A 17,085-nucleotide genomic window follows, 5' to 3' on the forward strand; every position below is an offset into this window, starting at 1 on the left:
ATAAATTCACCTATTTGTCAGATGATTCCATAGTTAGTTTATCTTTTACTCGTCGATCTTGATGATAAGCGTTTTGCTTAAATTGTTGATATTGCTGCGTATAAACATCGACTTGTTCTTTTACCGGATAAAATACTCCATCTGCTTGACTAACTGGTATTTCTTGATGGGTTAATAGCCGATAACCCCCAATTAAACTCGCATCTCCCATCGTTAATGGTTGAATCGGATAATTTAAAATCGTCGCGACTTTTTGACAAACAGTGGGATGCTGAAATATTTTACCGTTTACTAATAATGGTCTACCGCCATTATGAAAAAATTGTTCGTGAATCTTATCTAGTAATAATCGCACCTGATAAAAAATCCCCGCGAAAATAGCTTGTAATTTATCATGTGATGAGGCATTATGCCAATTCCCAATACATTGTACAGTTAATTCTGAATTCCAAAATGGTGCGCGTTCGCCATATTGATAAGGCAAATAAATGAAATGATTCGGAGGGAAATTTGAAGCGACCATCACTGATAACATATCTTCAAAACTCATTGTCTGATTCACATCTGGATTTTGATACGTATTCGCTAATATATTTCCCATATTGTTCAAAGCCCCTCCAATCAGATAAGGACCGTTATCAGCAACTAAATAACAAAATAAATCATTAGCAGATGAAAGATGTGGTTTCTCGCTAAGATAACGAATAGCGCCACTAGTTCCAAACGATAATAATAACTGTTTCGTCGTCAAAGCTTCATAGGCATAATTAGCTAACGCCCCATCCGTACTTCCTGGATAAATCAGCACTTGTCGGTTATGACTTCCTATTTCAACCATTTGCAATGGCATTAAACTGGACACAATTTTAGGTAATTGATTAGGAGTCATTCCTAGTAATGATAAAATCGTCTTGTCCCAATTTTTAGTCTGTAAATTCATCATTCCTGACGTGCTTGCAGTCGGGATATCGATGACAAATTCACCCGTTAATTGCCAAATTAAATACGTTTTGATTCCCATCATTCGTAAATTAGGATTTCCAAATTGCTTTGGCTCTTTTTGCTTATAATAATAAGCTTTGATAAACGGACTCATCGCATGAATAGGTGTTCCCGTTTGATGATAAATTTTATCCGCAAGAGCTGATTGCTGAAATTGTACCCCTAGTTTACTTGCCCGTTGGTCTGACCAAATTAGACTCGGTTGAATCACCTCTCCCGTTGCTGTGGTCAATATAAAACTATGCATTTGTGAAGAAAACAGAATCTTTGTAATAGACCACTTCTTATTAGCTTCATAAAACATACCCTTAACATCAGCTAAAATTTGCACGGGATTTTGTTCTTGGCTACCAGGATTAGGTTGATAAGTCACATTTTTTCGTTCAATCGTATCGACACAGTGACATTCATGAAAAACGGCTAATTTTAAATGACTTGTTCCAATATCAATAACTGCTAACATATCGTCTCCTCATCCTATTTTCGATAAAAAAGACTGAAACATAATATCTCAGTCTTTTAATTAAGTACTAGCGAATTTCCGCGTTCAATTCTGTTTGTAGAGCAGTTGTAATTTTATCAACGTCTGAAGAGATTTCTTCATCAGTTAATGTAGTTTCAGGATTTAAGTACGCTAGTGAATATGCCATTGATTTTTTACCTGATTCAATATTTTCACCACGATAAATATCAAACAGTTCAATAGCAACTAGTGGCCCATCACTTGCTGAGCGAATCACTTGAGTAATGGTTTCATGAGTCACTTCATCGGATACAAGTAAGGCAATATCACGACTTGAACCAGGATGTTTTGGTAATGGCATTTGAACCACTTGTTTTTCTGGTAAATTAAAGATGGCTTCTAATGACATTTCAAATACAAAGGTATTTTTTAAGTCATAGTTTTTAGCCGTATCGGGATGCAATTTACCCATGTACCCTAATTCAATAGTTTCGTCGTTAGTCGTTGCCAATACTTTAGCGGTTTGCCCTGGATGCATGTCGGCATAATCACTGACAGCCTCGTAAGTAATTTCAGCTTCACGATTAGCTTTCGTTAAAATAGTTTCAACGACACCTTTCATATCGAAGAAAGAAATGGCTTCCTTAGCGGTATTCCAAGTTTTTTCTGATTTCATTCCTGTCCAAACAGCAGCTAAATGTGTATTAGCACTTGGAAGCTCGTTATCATCTTCCCAACTAAACACTTGACCAATTTCATAAACTTGAACGTTTTTAGTTTGACGTGCTGTATTGTATTGAACAACATCTAAAAGCGCCGTAGTTAAATTAGTCCGTAATAACCGACGATCGTCACTCATTGGAAAATCTAATGCAACTGGATGACTTTCATGAATCTGCATGATAGGTTGTTTTTTCTCACTGGTTAAACTGTAGGCAATGGCTTGATCAAAGCCTAATGTTCGCATCAACTGATTGGTTTGACGTTTATAAGCTTGCCATGGAGTCAATCCAGCATTTACTGATTTAGATTCTGGTAAAGTGGCTGGTAATTTATCATAACCATAAATACGTGCCACTTCTTCCACTAAGTCAGCTGGAATAGAAATATCCCAACGCCGATTTGGAATCGTCACCGTGAAGTGTTCAGCGGAACCAGTTAGTGAGAAACCTAATTGATTAAATATTTGTGTTAATGTGTCATAATCTAAATCGGTTCCTAAGCGATGATTAATAAAGCTTAAAGAAGACGTCACCGTTTGTGGTGTAAAGTCTAATGCTTCAACACTTTCTCTACCTAAAACAACTTCCCCATCAGCTAGTTTATGCATCAATTCAGCTGCTCGTGCACCAGTTTCTGCAATTGTATCAATATTAATACCACGTTCATTACGCAAACTAGATTCGGATCTTAGACCGAATTTACGCGCTGTTTTACGAATATTTACTGGATTAAAGGTTGCGGCTTCAATCAATACATTAGTTGTATTATCAGTAATTTCTGTATCTAATCCGCCCATAACACCGGCTAAAGCAATTGGTCGTTCACCATCTGTAATGACAATATCTTCTTCAGACAACTCTCTTGTTTCTTCATCTAGGGTAACTAGTTCTTCGCCATTATTTGCCATTCGTGTCTCAATCGTATGACTTGGTAATTTGTCGTAATCAAAAGCATGTAAAGGTTGTCCATACTCCATAAGGACATAATTTGTAATATCGACAATGTTATTCATTGGCCGAATACCAGCTTTCATCAAACGAACTTGTAACCACAATGGACTTGGTTTAACCGTCACATTTTTTACTAAGTAAGCATAATAAGCTGGAACCTTATCAGTATCGGTTACTGAAAGTTTTAAGTCATCACCAAGACTAGCTTGTTCATAATCAGATGTATCAATATGGGAAACTGTCACATCTTTATTATAGACAGCGCCAACTTCATAAGCCGTTCCCATCATTGATAATGCATCCGCGCGGTTAGGCGTAATATCCAACTCAACAATATCATCATCTAAATTAAGATAATCAATTACACTATCGCCTGGTTGAGCATCAGCTGGTAAAACATAAATACCATCAGCATATGCTTTTGAAATGACTGCTTCAGAAAAACCTAACTCTTCTAAGGAGCACACCATCCCATTAGATTTCACACCGCGTAATTTACTTTTTTTAATTTTGACATTGTCTTTAATTCGTGACCCTGGCATAGCAACAATCACTTTTTGATTTGGGGCAATATTGGGAGCGCCACAAACAATTTGATAAGGTTCTTCTTCACCAACATCAATTTGGCAAATATTTAATTTATCTGCATCCGGGTGTTTCTCCATTGATAGCACATGACCGACAACTATTTTTTTAAGCCCTGCCCCAATATTTTCAACACCATCTACTTCGATACCAGTTCGTGATAACCGCTCAGCAAATTCAGAAGCTGGAATATCAGCAACCGGAACATATTCATTTAACCATGTTTTTGAAATTTTCATTTTTGCGTTATCCTTTCTCTGTAAATTGTGTTAAGAAGCGAGCATCATTTTGATAGAAGTGACGAATATCATCAATTCCATATTTCAACATTGCCACTCGATCTGGACCTAATCCAAAGGCAAACCCACTATACTCTTCGCTATCAATACCTGCCATTTCTAAAACATTCGGATGTACCATTCCGCCACCAAGGATTTCAATCCAACCTGTTCCTTTACAAATATTGCAGCCTTCACCACCACATTTGAAACAACTAATATCAATTTCCACAGATGGTTCAGTAAATGGGAAGTAACTAGGACGTAAACGAATTTCTCGTTCTTCTCCAAACATATGTTTCGCAAATAATTCTAAAGTCCCTTTTAAATCAGATAAGCGAATATTTTTATCAACAACTAGTCCTTCGATTTGATGGAATTGGTGAGAGTGCGTGGCATCGTCATCATCACGGCGATACACTTTACCAGGACTGATCATTTTTAATGGACCACGGCTAAAATCATGTTGGTCCATTGCTCGAGCTTGAACAGGACTTGTATGTGTACGTAGTAAGACATCTGGATTAATATAAAAGGTATCTTGCATATCCCGAGCAGGATGCGCTTTAGGTAAATTCATTCTTTCAAAGTTATAAAAGTCTGATTCAATTTCAGGTCCTTCTACAATTTCATATCCCATAGCGATAAACAAGTCTTCAATTTCTTCCATCACTTGACTTAGTATATGTTGTGTTCCGATATGACGAGGATTAGCAGGTAGTGTCACATCAACCGCTTCTGCTGCTAATTTCTTACGCGTTGCTTCAGCTTGTAACGTAGTTTCTTTTTCTTTTAAAGCTTTAGCTAACTCACCTTTTAGATTATTAGCATAAGCTCCTACTTTAGGTCGTTCACTAGGATCTACATTTTTTAATTCTCGCAATGCTTCAGTAATCGGACCTTTTTTCCCTAAATAATTAGTCCGCATAGCCTTTACATCAGCTAGAGTATTTACTTGAGTAAGTTCCTCTTCAATTGTTTGCTTAATGGCTTCTAAATTTGCAATGATGTCCATCATAAGCTCCTTTACTTTTCTAACGATTTTTTATTATCTTTCTTCTAATCAATAACACATCTTTTTAGGCAATAAAAAAACATGTCATCCAAAAAGGGACGACATGCCGTGTTACCACCCTAGTTCTAACTCTTTCTCAAGAATTAGCACTCTGTACGTGATAACGGTACGACCGGATCATCTTTCGCCGAATGGCTCCCGACGTCAACTAAAGAAGTGAAAAATAGTTTAGCTGTTGAATAAAACTTTCAGTCACTGGTTCTACTCCCTGAGTCAACAACATTCTAACTATCCGTTTCTCATTGCGTTATTGCTATCTTATTGTAGCGACAATTTATGCCAAGGTCAATACTAACCTTGCGATTATTCTTCTGGTTCCATCCATTTACTCGCCCAGTCATGTAACTCACTAAATACTGGCGCAAGCTCTTCACCCTTATCTGTCAATCGATAAATAGCCACTTCATGTTGGCCATCTTGTACGATTTCACGGATTACAATATTTTCTGCTGCGAGTTCATTTAACCGTTCAATTAATAATCGATCTGAAATGCCTTCAACATTATCGGTTAGTTCACAAAAACGCATCGGAGATTTCATCAAAACATCAATAATTAAACCATTCCATTTTTTCCCTAGTAATTTAAACGCTTTGTTAAAACGGGGACAAATATTCAAACTAACTCTTTCACTCATTATTATCCAACTCCTGCAATGAATTTTCGATTTCTAAACGTAATTTTTCAGAAGATTTCTTGGTCCCTGCTAATTTTAAAGCTGGGAGCACTAAACGTTTTAAGAAGATTTTGAAAGCTGCCATCATTTTTGCATAAGATGGTTGAATAAAATCATACATGGCCACATATTTGTCAACAAACGTTACAATATAAGATTCCTTATATTTAGGTAACGCTGTCGTCGCTAGCCACATATGCTTAAGTATAATATCTTCCTCAACTGGTGTGAGATCAGTAACTAATCGGGCATTGATTAAGGCGATTTTCGGATGATTGCGCAAATGGCCACCATTCGAAAAGGAAACATCTCCCGGGTAATAGTAGAATAAGTCGTGCAGCAATCCTGCTCGAGCGCATGCGCGAGCATTCCAACCTAATTTCCTAGCCAATCGATAACTGTAATAAGACACTAGATAAGAGTGGGTTAAACGATTACCATTCACATGTTGCTTAAATATCGCTAACGATTCGACAAATGGATGATCTTGAATATCAGAAATTTCATTTAAATAAGCCGTGTCTTTTTCCCAAGTTCTTGATTGTTCTTTCATATCATCACCTGACTCTAATACCTTACTGAAAATGAGAACATTTGTCTAGCTTAAACCTAGTTGATACATCGTAATGGCAGCAGCAATCGCTACGTTAAATGATTCCGCATCGCCTGACATCGGAATATAACAGGTTTTATCAGCCATATTCAATAATGAAGAATGAATACCATTGCCTTCATTACCAAACATTACGCCCCATTTTGATTGTTTAAAGGTCAACTCTGGCAACGGAACCGCCTGACTATCTAGAGCAGTGGCTGCAATTTGATAACCAGATTGCTGTAATTCAGGAATCAATTGCGTTAAGTCAGCTGAAATAATTTGGAGTCTAAAATGACTGCCTTGCATAGAACGTAAAACCTTATCGTTATATAAATCAACCGTCCCTTTTCCTAGAATAACGTAACGATATCCCAGAGCATCCGCTGTACGAATAATCGTGCCTAAGTTACCGGGATCTTGTATCGCATCTAATAGAATTAAAGGTTCTTCTAATGATTGCCAATTAGGAAGAGGTGCTTCATTTAAAGGAAGCGTTGCAAAGACACCTTGTGAATGTCCTGTGTCACTTAAATAATGCGCAATTTCCTCACTAATCTCTTCATAGTCATAACTAGCATAACTATCATCCCACGCATTTGGTGTACTATAAATCATTTGGATAGGCATCGATAGTTGAATAGCCATTGCCACTAAATGAGGGCCTTCAATGAGATAGGCGCCAAATCTTTGGCGCCCTTTTTTGGTTTGTATTTTCTTCAACAGCTTTATCTGCTGATTTTGTTTAGACGTTAACATTACACTTCAGACCCTGGTTTAATTAACTCATAAATAGCTTCACAATAAATCGCTGTTGCTGCCATTAAATCATCCACATCGATAAATTCATTGGCTTGATGCATCGTATCTTCACTGTGTGGGAACAAGGCACCATAAGCGACACCTCGATCTAACAATCGTCCATATGTTCCGCCACCGATAGATTTTTCATGAGCTTCTTCTCCAGTTTGACGTGAATAGACATCTAGTAACACTTTAACTAGTGGATCATCGCCAGATACATAGTGTGGCACTTTATTACCTTTTTGAGCAGCTTCAATGCGGAAACCATATGTTTCAGACAATTCTTTAAAGGCGACATCTAACTCACTATATGGTTTTCCTTTAGGAATACGTAAATTCAAGGCAATAGACATTTCGCGGTTTTCAGTTGCTACTACCCCTGGATTAACCGTCAAGACACCCATCACATCATCCGTATAAGCAATATTTAAGGCTTGTCCATAAAAGTCTTCGTGTAATACGCCACCAAGTAAACGAATGAATGAATCATTGTTAAACGCATCATCAAGTAACATTAAGAATTTAGCTAAATAAGTTGCTGCATTATATCCTTTGGCAGGATCCATTGCATGAGACGCTTTTCCAATTAACGTTAATACGTATGAATTTTCGCCTTGTTGACGAACAGACAACTCAATGTTTTCTTGGGCGTTAAAGCTATCAGCTAACTCTTTTAATTGGTCACCTTCATAACGAATAACAGCTGTTGCTTCACCAGGAACCATATTTTCACGTTGTCCTGCTTGGAATGAAACTAATTGATCCGTCGTTTCATCAAATACGAGTTTTGTTGAGTACATTCCTTTTTCACCATTAATAATAGGGAAATCAGCATCTGGTGAGAAACCAAAGTCAGGTTTGGGTTCGCTAGCAAAGTAACGCGTCATACATTCCCAATTACTTTCTTCATCCGTACCCACAATAAAACGTACGGCTTTTTCAACAGGTAAATCTAATTCTTTAATAATTTTCAATGCATAGTATGCTGCCATGGTAGGGCCTTTATCATCGCTAGCTCCACGAGCGTATAATTTACCATCGATAATTTCAGGTTTAAATGGGTTCGTTTTCCAAAAATTATCAACTGGCACGACATCAACATGTCCTAAGATTCCCAATGTTTGGTCACCTTCACCATAGGCAACGTGCCCAGCCATATTATCAACCATTTTAGTTTCAAAACCATCACGTTCAGCTAATTTTAGGAAAAATTCTAACGCTTCTTTTGGTCCAGGACCAACAGGGGCATCAGCTGTGGCTTTATTATCTTCACGAACTGATTCAATTTTTAATAAATCAAATAAATCAGCTAGTAAGTCTTGTTTTCGTTTCGCTACTTCTTCTTTCCATGCAATCGTCATAACGCATCCTCCTTATGTTTTCTCCTATTTTATCACAGATTATAAATCATTGTTATTTATCTCTCTCATTTCTTTTTAATCATAAGAAGTCTGCTCAAGCAATATTACAAATTATATGAGAAACTACTATCCTTAAATGAGTCAAAAAGTTCATTGACCAACTGCCGACAAGCGAGTAAAATTATTAATAAATAATATATTGGGAATGAATTCTCCCGTAGAAATAACAATTTCTAAAACCGCTTTTAGCTGATGACTTCTCCCCTACTTTAGGGGGAAGTGTCAGCTTTTTTGTGTGAAGGAGGAAAATAATGCTTACTGCGATTGTGATTATTATTATTGGTGGTGCGCTTTTTAGTCATATTTTTGAAAAATGTAAACTTCCTGGCTTAATTGGAATGATTTGTTTTGGTATCTTAATTGGACCAGATGGCTTTAATTGGCTACCTAAAGATTTTCTGGCTTGGAGTTCAGAATTACGACAACTGGCGTTAGTCATTATTTTATTTCGAGCAGGGCTCACATTAAATATTAAAGATTTGAAACAAAATAGTTGGCAATCTATAATGATGTGCTTTGTCCCTGCTTCATTTGAAATTATCGGAATTGCCTTACTAGCACCCTACTTGTTCAACTTACCATTAGCAGATTCATTAGTTTTAGGAACCGTTTTAGCAGCCGTTTCACCCGCAATCATTGTGCCTAGAATGATTGACCTAATACAAACAAAATGGGGAACAGAAAAAGGAATTCCACAAATGATTTTAGCTGGTTCATCAGCTGATGATATTTTCGTCATTATTCTCTTTAGTGCTTTCTTGACAATGGCACAAACGGGAGTCTTTCACTGGGTGACATTAGTTGAATTACCTGTATCTATTATAACCGGGCTACTTATCGGCTATTTAATAAGTCATTTATTCGCGTGGCTTTTTAAATTTTGGCATCCAAAACCAGCTATCACATCAGTGATGCTCTTAGGCTTCCTCTATCTCTTAGTAGCAAATGAAGAGACTATTCAACAATTGATTCCCTATTCAGCATTATTAAGTGTCTTCGCTTTCGGATTAAGTAGTCAACACTTAATGCCAGAGAAACATTCTTTATTCACCGATACTTTTTCTCGATATTGGGATATCGCCCAAATTTTACTATTCGTATTAGTTGGTACAACCGTTCGTTTAACCGTGTTACAAACCGTAAGTTTTAAAGGTGTTATCTTACTGTTTGGCGCCTTATTTATTCGATCAATTGGTGTTATGCTAGCAACAACCGGCGCAAGACTCTCTTGGAAAGAACGCGTGTTTACCGTGATTGCCTATCTGCCAAAAGCAACGGTCCAAGCTGCCATTGGGGCAACGCCATTAGCAGTCGGTCTGCAAAGTGGCGAAATCATTCTTGCTATTGCGGTACTAGCCATTCTTATTACTGCACCAATTGGAGCATTTCTAATCGATTTACTATCTCCTCATCTATTAACTCAAACTAAGGATAAATAAAAAGTGAGCGTTACTGCTCACTTTTTATTTATTGCCTCATTTAATTCATCATATGAATATTTCTTGTAATCCCCAAGCGCTAAGTCAGATGGTAAAGTCATTGCTCCAATTCGAATACGTTCTAACGTCATAACCTCACAGTTAAGCGCTTGAAACATGCGTTTTACTTGATGATATTTTCCTTCAAGTAAAATAACTCGAACTTTAGTGGCCATTTCACTCGCATCTTCCTCCTCAATCATTAATTGAGCGGGAAGGCATTTTTCATTGCCATCAATCACGATACCTTCAGCAAAGCGCTCAATCGCACGTTCAGGAAGGCGACCAGAAATCGTTGCACGATATTCTTTTTCGACATGACGATTAGGACTCACTATTTGGTGATTCAATTGACCATCATTCGTCACAATAAGTAACCCCGTCGTATCTTTGTCTAATCGTCCAACTGGCGCTGGTTCATAAATCACAACATCTTCAGGAGGAAGTAAATCAATCACCGTTGGCCACTGATTATCCCATGTTGCGCTAACCACACCTTGAGGTTTATTTAAAACGTAATAAATATAAGGTTCATATGAAATGTCAATGCCATCTAATGTCACTGTGTCTACCATTGGATCAATTTTTATATCAGTTTTCTTAATCACTTCCTGATTAACGGCAATTCGCTTTTTCTTAGCTAACTTCTTTATCTCTTTACGAGATAACACCGTTTGCTGAGAGAGGAATTTATCGACGCGCATATTTTTCGTCATAAGTTGTCACTCCTAATAAACGTCTTAACATGACTGCTTTATTACCTAACACTAAATCTAAAAATTGGTACCGTAATCCTAATAGTAAGTAAGTCCATGCACCAATAATTCCAACAATTGCTACAGAGATGAGTGACCCAATTTTATTTGGATCAGGAATGGCTAAGCGAACCGCCCAATGTGCAATATAGGCAACCACGGCCATTATAATTGCAGACAAAATGATGGTGCGTAATTTTTGAAGGAGTTGACCATAAGGGAAATCTAAAATCACGCGTATGCGAATTAAATAGTAAACACTCATTAATCCAAAACCAATAATAGACGAAATCATTGCTCCAGAAGTCCCAAATAACGCTAATAAAGGATATTGTAAAGCCAATTTAGCCACCATACCGATAACCATTCCTAAAATGGCGTCTTTTTGGTAATCCATCGCTTGCATATTATTCACTAATACATTAAACAATCCCATCGCAATTGCCATAATACTTGAAAGTTGCAAGAACCATGTTCCTGATGGATCGTAAGGATAAATCATCGTATATAGTGGGCGGGCAACTGCTGCCATCCCTAATGCACTTGGTAGCATAACAATAGCAAATAACTGAATGTTATGAGTTACCAGCGCAATGGTTTCTGGCCACTCTTGGCGTGATTTACGCACTTGATGGGTTAACTCATTCGTATAAGTAGATGACAATACTGGAATAGAAACAGAGGATATCGCAATTGCTAATGATATGACAACCGTCACTAATTTATTCGCATTGGCACTAAATACCGCATACTCATTGATTAATGCCGAATGTGATAAATCTGAGACACGTTCCATAATCGGAATAAAGGTATTCGTATCAATTAATTGGCTGACTTCAATAGCGGCCCCTGCGATAATGAACGGAATCGCTACTTTAATAATTTCTTTCAACAATGACCAAGTTGAAACAGATATCGTATCAACATGATTGGCAGGAATCTGATACTCACTGCGATTTTTTATAAAGTAATACCCTAAAGAACCAATCGCCACAACTGCTCCAATGAAAGCCGCAAAAGTGGACTGTGCTACTGCATTAACCATTGACCCATTTAACGTCATCCGGATAATATAAACCGCGACTAACATATAAATAACTCGGAATAATTGTTCTAAAATTTGCGAAATCGCACTAGGCTTCATGTCCTGATGACCTTGGAAGAATCCACGCAAAATAGATAAGATTGGAATGATTGCTAAAGCAGGAACAAGCGAACGTATGACTGTCACGGCATAGTCTAAACTTCTCGCCGGCGTATTGCTAGCTAATTGTGGTGCTAGAATCCAAAGTAATGCAGCTGACACCACACCTGAAATCGCCATTAAAATTAACCCACTTTTAAACAAACGCCGTGCTGTCCAATATTCTCCCCTAGCATTATAATTCGCAATTTGCTTAGAGATAGCACCTGGCACACCAGCAATCGCAATTGCAATAAAAATCGCATACCACTTGTATCCAATGTTGAATAAGGCATTAGCTTCATTGGCAACTTGTGGTTCTCCCATCCATGCCATCCAAGGAATAATATAGATTACTCCTAATACACGTGACAGAATACTGGCTGCTGACATCCAAGCTGAACCAGCATTCATCTTCTCTTCTGCTGTGTGCTCCCTTATTTGTTTGTCACTCACACTATCGAACTCCTCTATTTACTAGTCATTTGATATTAGATAGTTAATTCCAGACTAGTCATACTTTTCATAAATACCATCCAATAATTTTACTCAAATACATCAAGAAAGGCAACGTTTCCCCCCTAGTTTAACCTTTTTTAAGACTAACTGGCCAAAACGTTGCCTAATCAATTGCTATTTTTTCCCTTTCAATTCTCGTGCGTAAACAGATAAATCACCTAAGAAATCCTCAAATTGAAGCCCATTCCGTTCCATATTGGGGTCTGTCAAAGAGTGTTTGATAATTTTAGGTAATATATCAACCGCTTTTGTAGTCGCTTGCAATAGTGAGGCGCCATTTTCTAATGACCCAACTAATATAGAGCCAAAAATATCTCCTGTGCCATGATATTTGGCACCGACAAATTCAGATTGGACAATACCTTCCTCACCTGATCGACGATTAAAATAATAGGCCCCTGTTTTGCCATCGCCGTCGAAACCAGCTCCTGTTAAAACAATAGAAGCTTGGGAATTTTCAGCAACAGCTGCTTTAAAGGTGGCCAATTGTTCAGTGTTCCATAATCCCTCTTGATAGGGAAGATTATAGAGAAAACTGGCTTCAGTTTGATTCGGCATAATCACATCAGCAATTTCACATAATTGGCGCATCGCTTTAGCATATTCTAAATCAAAACCATAGTAAAAATCACCATCATCAGCCATTACGGGATCCAAATATATTTTTCCATCGGCTTTTAGTAATTTAGGGAGTTCTGCTCTTAGAAATTGAATTTGTTCAATACTTCCCAAGTAGCCAATATAAATCGCATCAAAACTTAACCCTAATTTACGCCAATGATTCGTAATTTTAGGCATTTCGTCCTTCAAATCTAAAAATGTAAAATCTTCAAAAATAGGCGCAGTATGGGTAGACAACAACGAGGTTGGAAGGACGGTCGTTGCCAACTCCATACTACTTAATATCGGTAATGCCACGCTTGTCGAACATTTACCAAATCCTGAAATATCATGAATTATCAAGATATTTTTCAACAAAAGTCACTCCTCTAATTAATTAGCCACAATATTGACGAGTTTGTTAGGCACAGCAATGACTTTACGAACTGTTTTTCCTTCAATAGCATTAGCTACTTTGTCATTATCTTGTGCTAATTGCGCTAAGTCGTCTTTATCCATATCAACTGCCACCATTGCTTTCGCTTTGATTTTGCCATTAACTTGGAAAACCACTTCGATTGTGTCATCTTCTAACATTGATTCATCATATGTAGGCCATGGAACGTATGAAATACCAGGTTCATTACCAACAATAACCCATAATTCTTCACCTAAGTGTGGCGCAATTGGAGCTAATAATTGAATGAATCCTTTGACGTAATCGTAGTATAAGCTTTCGGCTTTATTCGCAGCATTCACGAATACCATTAATTGTGAGATGGCTGTGTTAAAGTGAAGGTTCTCGAAGTCTTCAGTCACTTTTTTCACTGTTTGATGATAAACTTTATCTAATTCTCCTGTGTTCACAGTCGTAATACGATCACGCATATGACCTTCAGCGTCAACGAATAAGCGCCAAACACGGTCTAAGAATTTACGAGCACCTTCTAAGCCATTTTCACTCCAAGCGATTGACGCATCTAATGGTCCCATAAACATTTCATATAGACGTAAGGTATCGGCACCATATTGGTCAACGACTTCATCCGGATTGACAACATTACCTTTTGATTTAGACATTTTTTCGTTTCCTTCTCCTAAAATCATTCCTTGGTTAAATAATTTTTGGAAAGGTTCTTTCGTATTAACAACGCCTAAATCATAAAGAAATTTGTGCCAGAAACGCGCATATAGTAGATGAAGTACCGCATGTTCTGCTCCACCAATATATAAGTCAACATTCATCCAATATTCAGCTGCTTCTTGACTGATTAAAGCTTTGTCATTATGAGGATCAGCATAACGAAGGAAGTACCAAGAAGATCCTGCCCATTGTGGCATCGTATTGGTTTCTCGGCGACCTTTCATTCCGGTTTCTGGATCAGTAACCGTTAACCATTCCGTCATATTCGCTAATGGAGATTCACCTGTACCACTCGGTTTAATATTATCAGCTTTTGGTACTTGAACAGGTAAATCTTCTTCAGGAACGGCAGTCGTTGTTCCATCTTCCCAATGGATAATTGGAATAGGTTCTCCCCAATACCGTTGACGTGAGAATACCCAGTCTCTTAGTCGATATGACGTAACAGCTTCACCTTTACCTTTTTCTTCAAGCAATTCGATTGCACGTTTAAAGGCGTCTTCAGTATTTAAACCATTCAGTTCACCTGAATTAATGTGTTCTCCATCACCAGTATAAGCTTCGTTTTCCGTGTCTCCACCAGCAATAACATCAATAATAGGCAATTCATATTTTTTCGCGAAATCATAGTCACGTTCATCGTGAGCAGGTACTGACATAACAGCACCTGTTCCATATGAAGGTAACACATAGTCAGCAATCCAAATTGGTAATTTTTCTCCATTGATTGGATTAATAGCATAAGCACCTGTAAAGACACCGGTTTTATCTTTCGCTAAATCTGTCCGTTCTAAATCTGATTTCAAAGCTGCTTGTTTCACATAATCTTGAACGACTTCTGCTTGCTCATCGGTCGTAATATCATGAATTAATTCATGTTCTGGAGATAAGACGATAAAAGTTGCACCGAATAAAGTATCAGGGCGCGTAGTAAATATTTTAAAGGATAAGTCATCGTGACCAGCAACAGTAAATTGAACTTCAGTACCTTCAGATTTGCCAATCCAATTCCGTTGCATATCTTTAATACTTTCAGGCCAATCAAGGTCATCTAAATCTTCTAATAGACGATCAGCATAAGCGGTAATTTTTAACACCCATTGTTTCATTGGTTTACGTACTACTGGATAACCACCACGTTCAGATTTACCATCAATAACTTCTTCGTTGGCTAAAACAGTTCCTAATTCTTCGCACCAGTTAACCGCAATTTCATCTTCATAAGCCAATCCTTTTTCAAATAACTTCGTAAAAATCCATTGGGTCCATTTATAATACTCAGGATCTGTAGTACTAATTTCACGATTCCAATCATAAGAAAAGCCTAATGACTTAATTTGTTTTTTAAAGGTATCGATATTTTTTTGGGTAAATTCAGCAGGATCATTTCCTGTATCTAAAGCATATTGTTCAGCAGGCAAACCAAAAGCATCCCATCCCATTGGGTGCAAGACATTATACCCTTGTGCCCGTTTAAAACGTGACATGATATCTGTAGCTGTATACCCTTCTGGATGTCCAACATGTAGCCCAGCACCTGAAGGATAAGGGAACATATCCATTGCATAATATTTAGGCAGGCTATAATCATCTAATGTTTTAAATGATTGATGTTCATCCCAATATTTTTGCCATTTTTTCTCAATTACATGATGGTTAAAAACCATTTCAATCCTCTCCTTTTTTATCTTATCGCCCACCAATAATAAATAAAAAGTCCTATGAAGGCATAATGATGCTTTCATAGGACGCTTAAATTCGTGGTACCACCTAAGATTACTACTCTTCTTACCGATAACGCTGGCGATGCGATATGATTTTCCATTGTACTCATCATACATAATCTTAGATAAGTTCATAATAGAATGCCTTACGTATTCACACCGACCATACGCTCGCTGAAAAGTTTCCTGTTATTACTACTTCTAAGTGATTTTAGCTATTGCAATTATTCTAGCACCTGTCTTTTAAATTGGCAAGTTACTAACGTACCAAATACTAGTTTTTTACCGATTATATAATCTTACTTAAATACAATTAAAGTGCTTAATTAGGAATAACTAGTGTTTGTCCGACTAAAAGATTATTCCCAGATAAATGGTTAGCTGCTTTCAGACTAGCTAATGACACCCCATGATTTAATGCAATACGATACAAATTATCATTGGCTTTAACCGTATAAGTTCCTTGATTAGTGGTTGTTTCACTAGCTGTTAATTGAGTATTTTGGGTATTTCTTATCGGTGTTTGTGATTCTGTAGTACGGTTCACTTTAGCACCACTTACGTTTAATCGTTGTCCAACGTAAAGACTTTGGCTTGATAAACCATTCATTTGCATTAATTGATCAACAGTTAAGCTATTTGCTTGAGCAATACGCCAAATGGTTTCTCCTGATTGAACGACATGAACATTTCCAGATGTTGAAGCTTGAGTATTATTAGCAGCTTGTGTTTGTTGCCCTCTTCTTTGGGTAGAAGACCCCTTAGTAAAGGTTTGCCCTGCATAAATAAAATCTGAGCCGCCATTTAATTGTCGCGCTTCACTTACTGAAATCCCTAATTGACGAGCGACAGTATAAAGGCCATCGCCTGGTTTAACCGTATAAGCTCGACCATTAGACGTAGATGTTGCTGGTGCTTGAGTATTAGCTTGTGGCGCTTTAGCTGCTGTAATTGTTTGACCAGGATAAATAAAGTCTGACCCACCATTTAATCGACGCACTTCGCTGACAGAAATGCCTAACTTACGCGCAACCGTGTACAAGCCATCGCCTGATTGAACCGTATATGATAGATTTCCTTTATTAGTTGATGGCGTTGGTTTCGTTGCTGG

At 37.5% G+C, this 17,085-nt stretch carries 13 protein-coding genes and 1 other annotated feature; of the genes, 1 reads left to right on the plus strand and 12 read right to left on the minus strand.

The features are described from left to right. Positions 1-10 precede the first annotated feature (10 nt). The 7 genes from B8955_RS00410 to pepV form a co-directional block, all read right to left on the minus strand. Positions 11-1,465 (minus strand): FGGY family carbohydrate kinase, encoded by a 1,455-nt coding sequence (locus B8955_RS00410; RefSeq protein ID WP_084097702.1) that lies wholly within the window; start codon positions 1,463-1,465, stop codon positions 11-13. A 67-nt stretch (positions 1,466-1,532) separates the two neighbouring features. After that, positions 1,533-3,962 carry a phenylalanine--tRNA ligase subunit beta gene (gene pheT, locus B8955_RS00415; RefSeq protein WP_084097703.1) on the minus strand — a complete coding sequence of 810 codons (2,430 nt, stop codon included), beginning with the start codon at positions 3,960-3,962 and terminating at the stop codon, positions 1,533-1,535. A gap of 7 nt (positions 3,963-3,969) precedes the next feature. Further along, entirely contained in the window at positions 3,970-5,016 is a 1,047-nt protein-coding gene (pheS, locus tag B8955_RS00420) for a phenylalanine--tRNA ligase subunit alpha (protein ID WP_084097704.1), read from the minus strand. Between the two features lie 363 nt (positions 5,017-5,379). Beyond that, positions 5,380-5,712 carry a winged helix-turn-helix transcriptional regulator gene (locus tag B8955_RS00425; protein WP_084097705.1) on the minus strand — a complete coding sequence of 111 codons (333 nt, stop codon included), beginning with the start codon at positions 5,710-5,712 and terminating at the stop codon, positions 5,380-5,382. Further along, a complete protein-coding gene (locus B8955_RS00430; RefSeq protein ID WP_084097706.1) occupies positions 5,705-6,304 on the minus strand; it encodes an HD domain-containing protein in 600 nt (199 codons plus the stop codon). The genes B8955_RS00425 and B8955_RS00430 overlap by 8 nt, the downstream gene beginning before the upstream one ends. A gap of 45 nt (positions 6,305-6,349) precedes the next feature. Then, positions 6,350-7,105, minus strand: coding sequence for a TrmH family RNA methyltransferase (locus tag B8955_RS00435; RefSeq protein ID WP_084097707.1), 756 nt, complete (start codon positions 7,103-7,105; stop codon positions 6,350-6,352). Next, entirely contained in the window at positions 7,105-8,511 is a 1,407-nt protein-coding gene (gene pepV / locus B8955_RS00440; protein WP_084097708.1) for a dipeptidase PepV, read from the minus strand. Before pepV ends, B8955_RS00435 begins: the two co-directional genes overlap by 1 nt. A gap of 311 nt (positions 8,512-8,822) precedes the next feature. Here pepV and B8955_RS00445 point away from each other — a divergent pair, with 311 nt between their 5' ends. After that, complete coding sequence (locus B8955_RS00445; protein ID WP_084097709.1) at positions 8,823-10,010, plus strand: cation:proton antiporter; 1,188 nt, start codon at positions 8,823-8,825, stop codon at positions 10,008-10,010. Positions 10,011-10,027: 17 nt separating this feature from the next. Here the strand turns inward: B8955_RS00445 and B8955_RS00450 are convergent, their stop codons facing one another. The 5 genes from B8955_RS00450 to B8955_RS00470 all read right to left on the minus strand — a co-directional run. Continuing rightward, on the minus strand, positions 10,028-10,765 hold the full coding sequence (locus tag B8955_RS00450; protein WP_234983489.1) for a pseudouridine synthase: 738 nt from the start codon (positions 10,763-10,765) through the stop codon (positions 10,028-10,030). After that, positions 10,740-12,443, minus strand: a complete 1,704-nt coding sequence (locus B8955_RS00455; RefSeq protein ID WP_084097710.1) for a putative polysaccharide biosynthesis protein — start codon at positions 12,441-12,443, stop codon at positions 10,740-10,742. Before B8955_RS00455 ends, B8955_RS00450 begins: the two co-directional genes overlap by 26 nt. Positions 12,444-12,620: 177 nt before the next feature. Further along, positions 12,621-13,484, minus strand: a complete 864-nt coding sequence (locus B8955_RS00460) for a pyridoxamine kinase (protein ID WP_234983490.1) — start codon at positions 13,482-13,484, stop codon at positions 12,621-12,623. Positions 13,485-13,499: 15 nt separating this feature from the next. Beyond that, a complete protein-coding gene (leuS, locus tag B8955_RS00465) occupies positions 13,500-15,917 on the minus strand; it encodes a leucine--tRNA ligase (protein ID WP_084097712.1) in 2,418 nt (805 codons plus the stop codon). Positions 15,918-15,991: 74 nt separating this feature from the next. Then, positions 15,992-16,193: a binding site (T-box leader), on the minus strand. 103 nt (positions 16,194-16,296) lie between these two features. Continuing rightward, on the minus strand, positions 16,297-17,085 hold a 789-nt coding region (locus B8955_RS00470), incomplete at its 5' end, for a LysM peptidoglycan-binding domain-containing protein (RefSeq protein ID WP_159444401.1).

This window comes from Aerococcus suis (assembly GCF_900176325.1).
GTDB lineage: Bacteria > Bacillota > Bacilli > Lactobacillales > Aerococcaceae > Aerococcus > Aerococcus suis.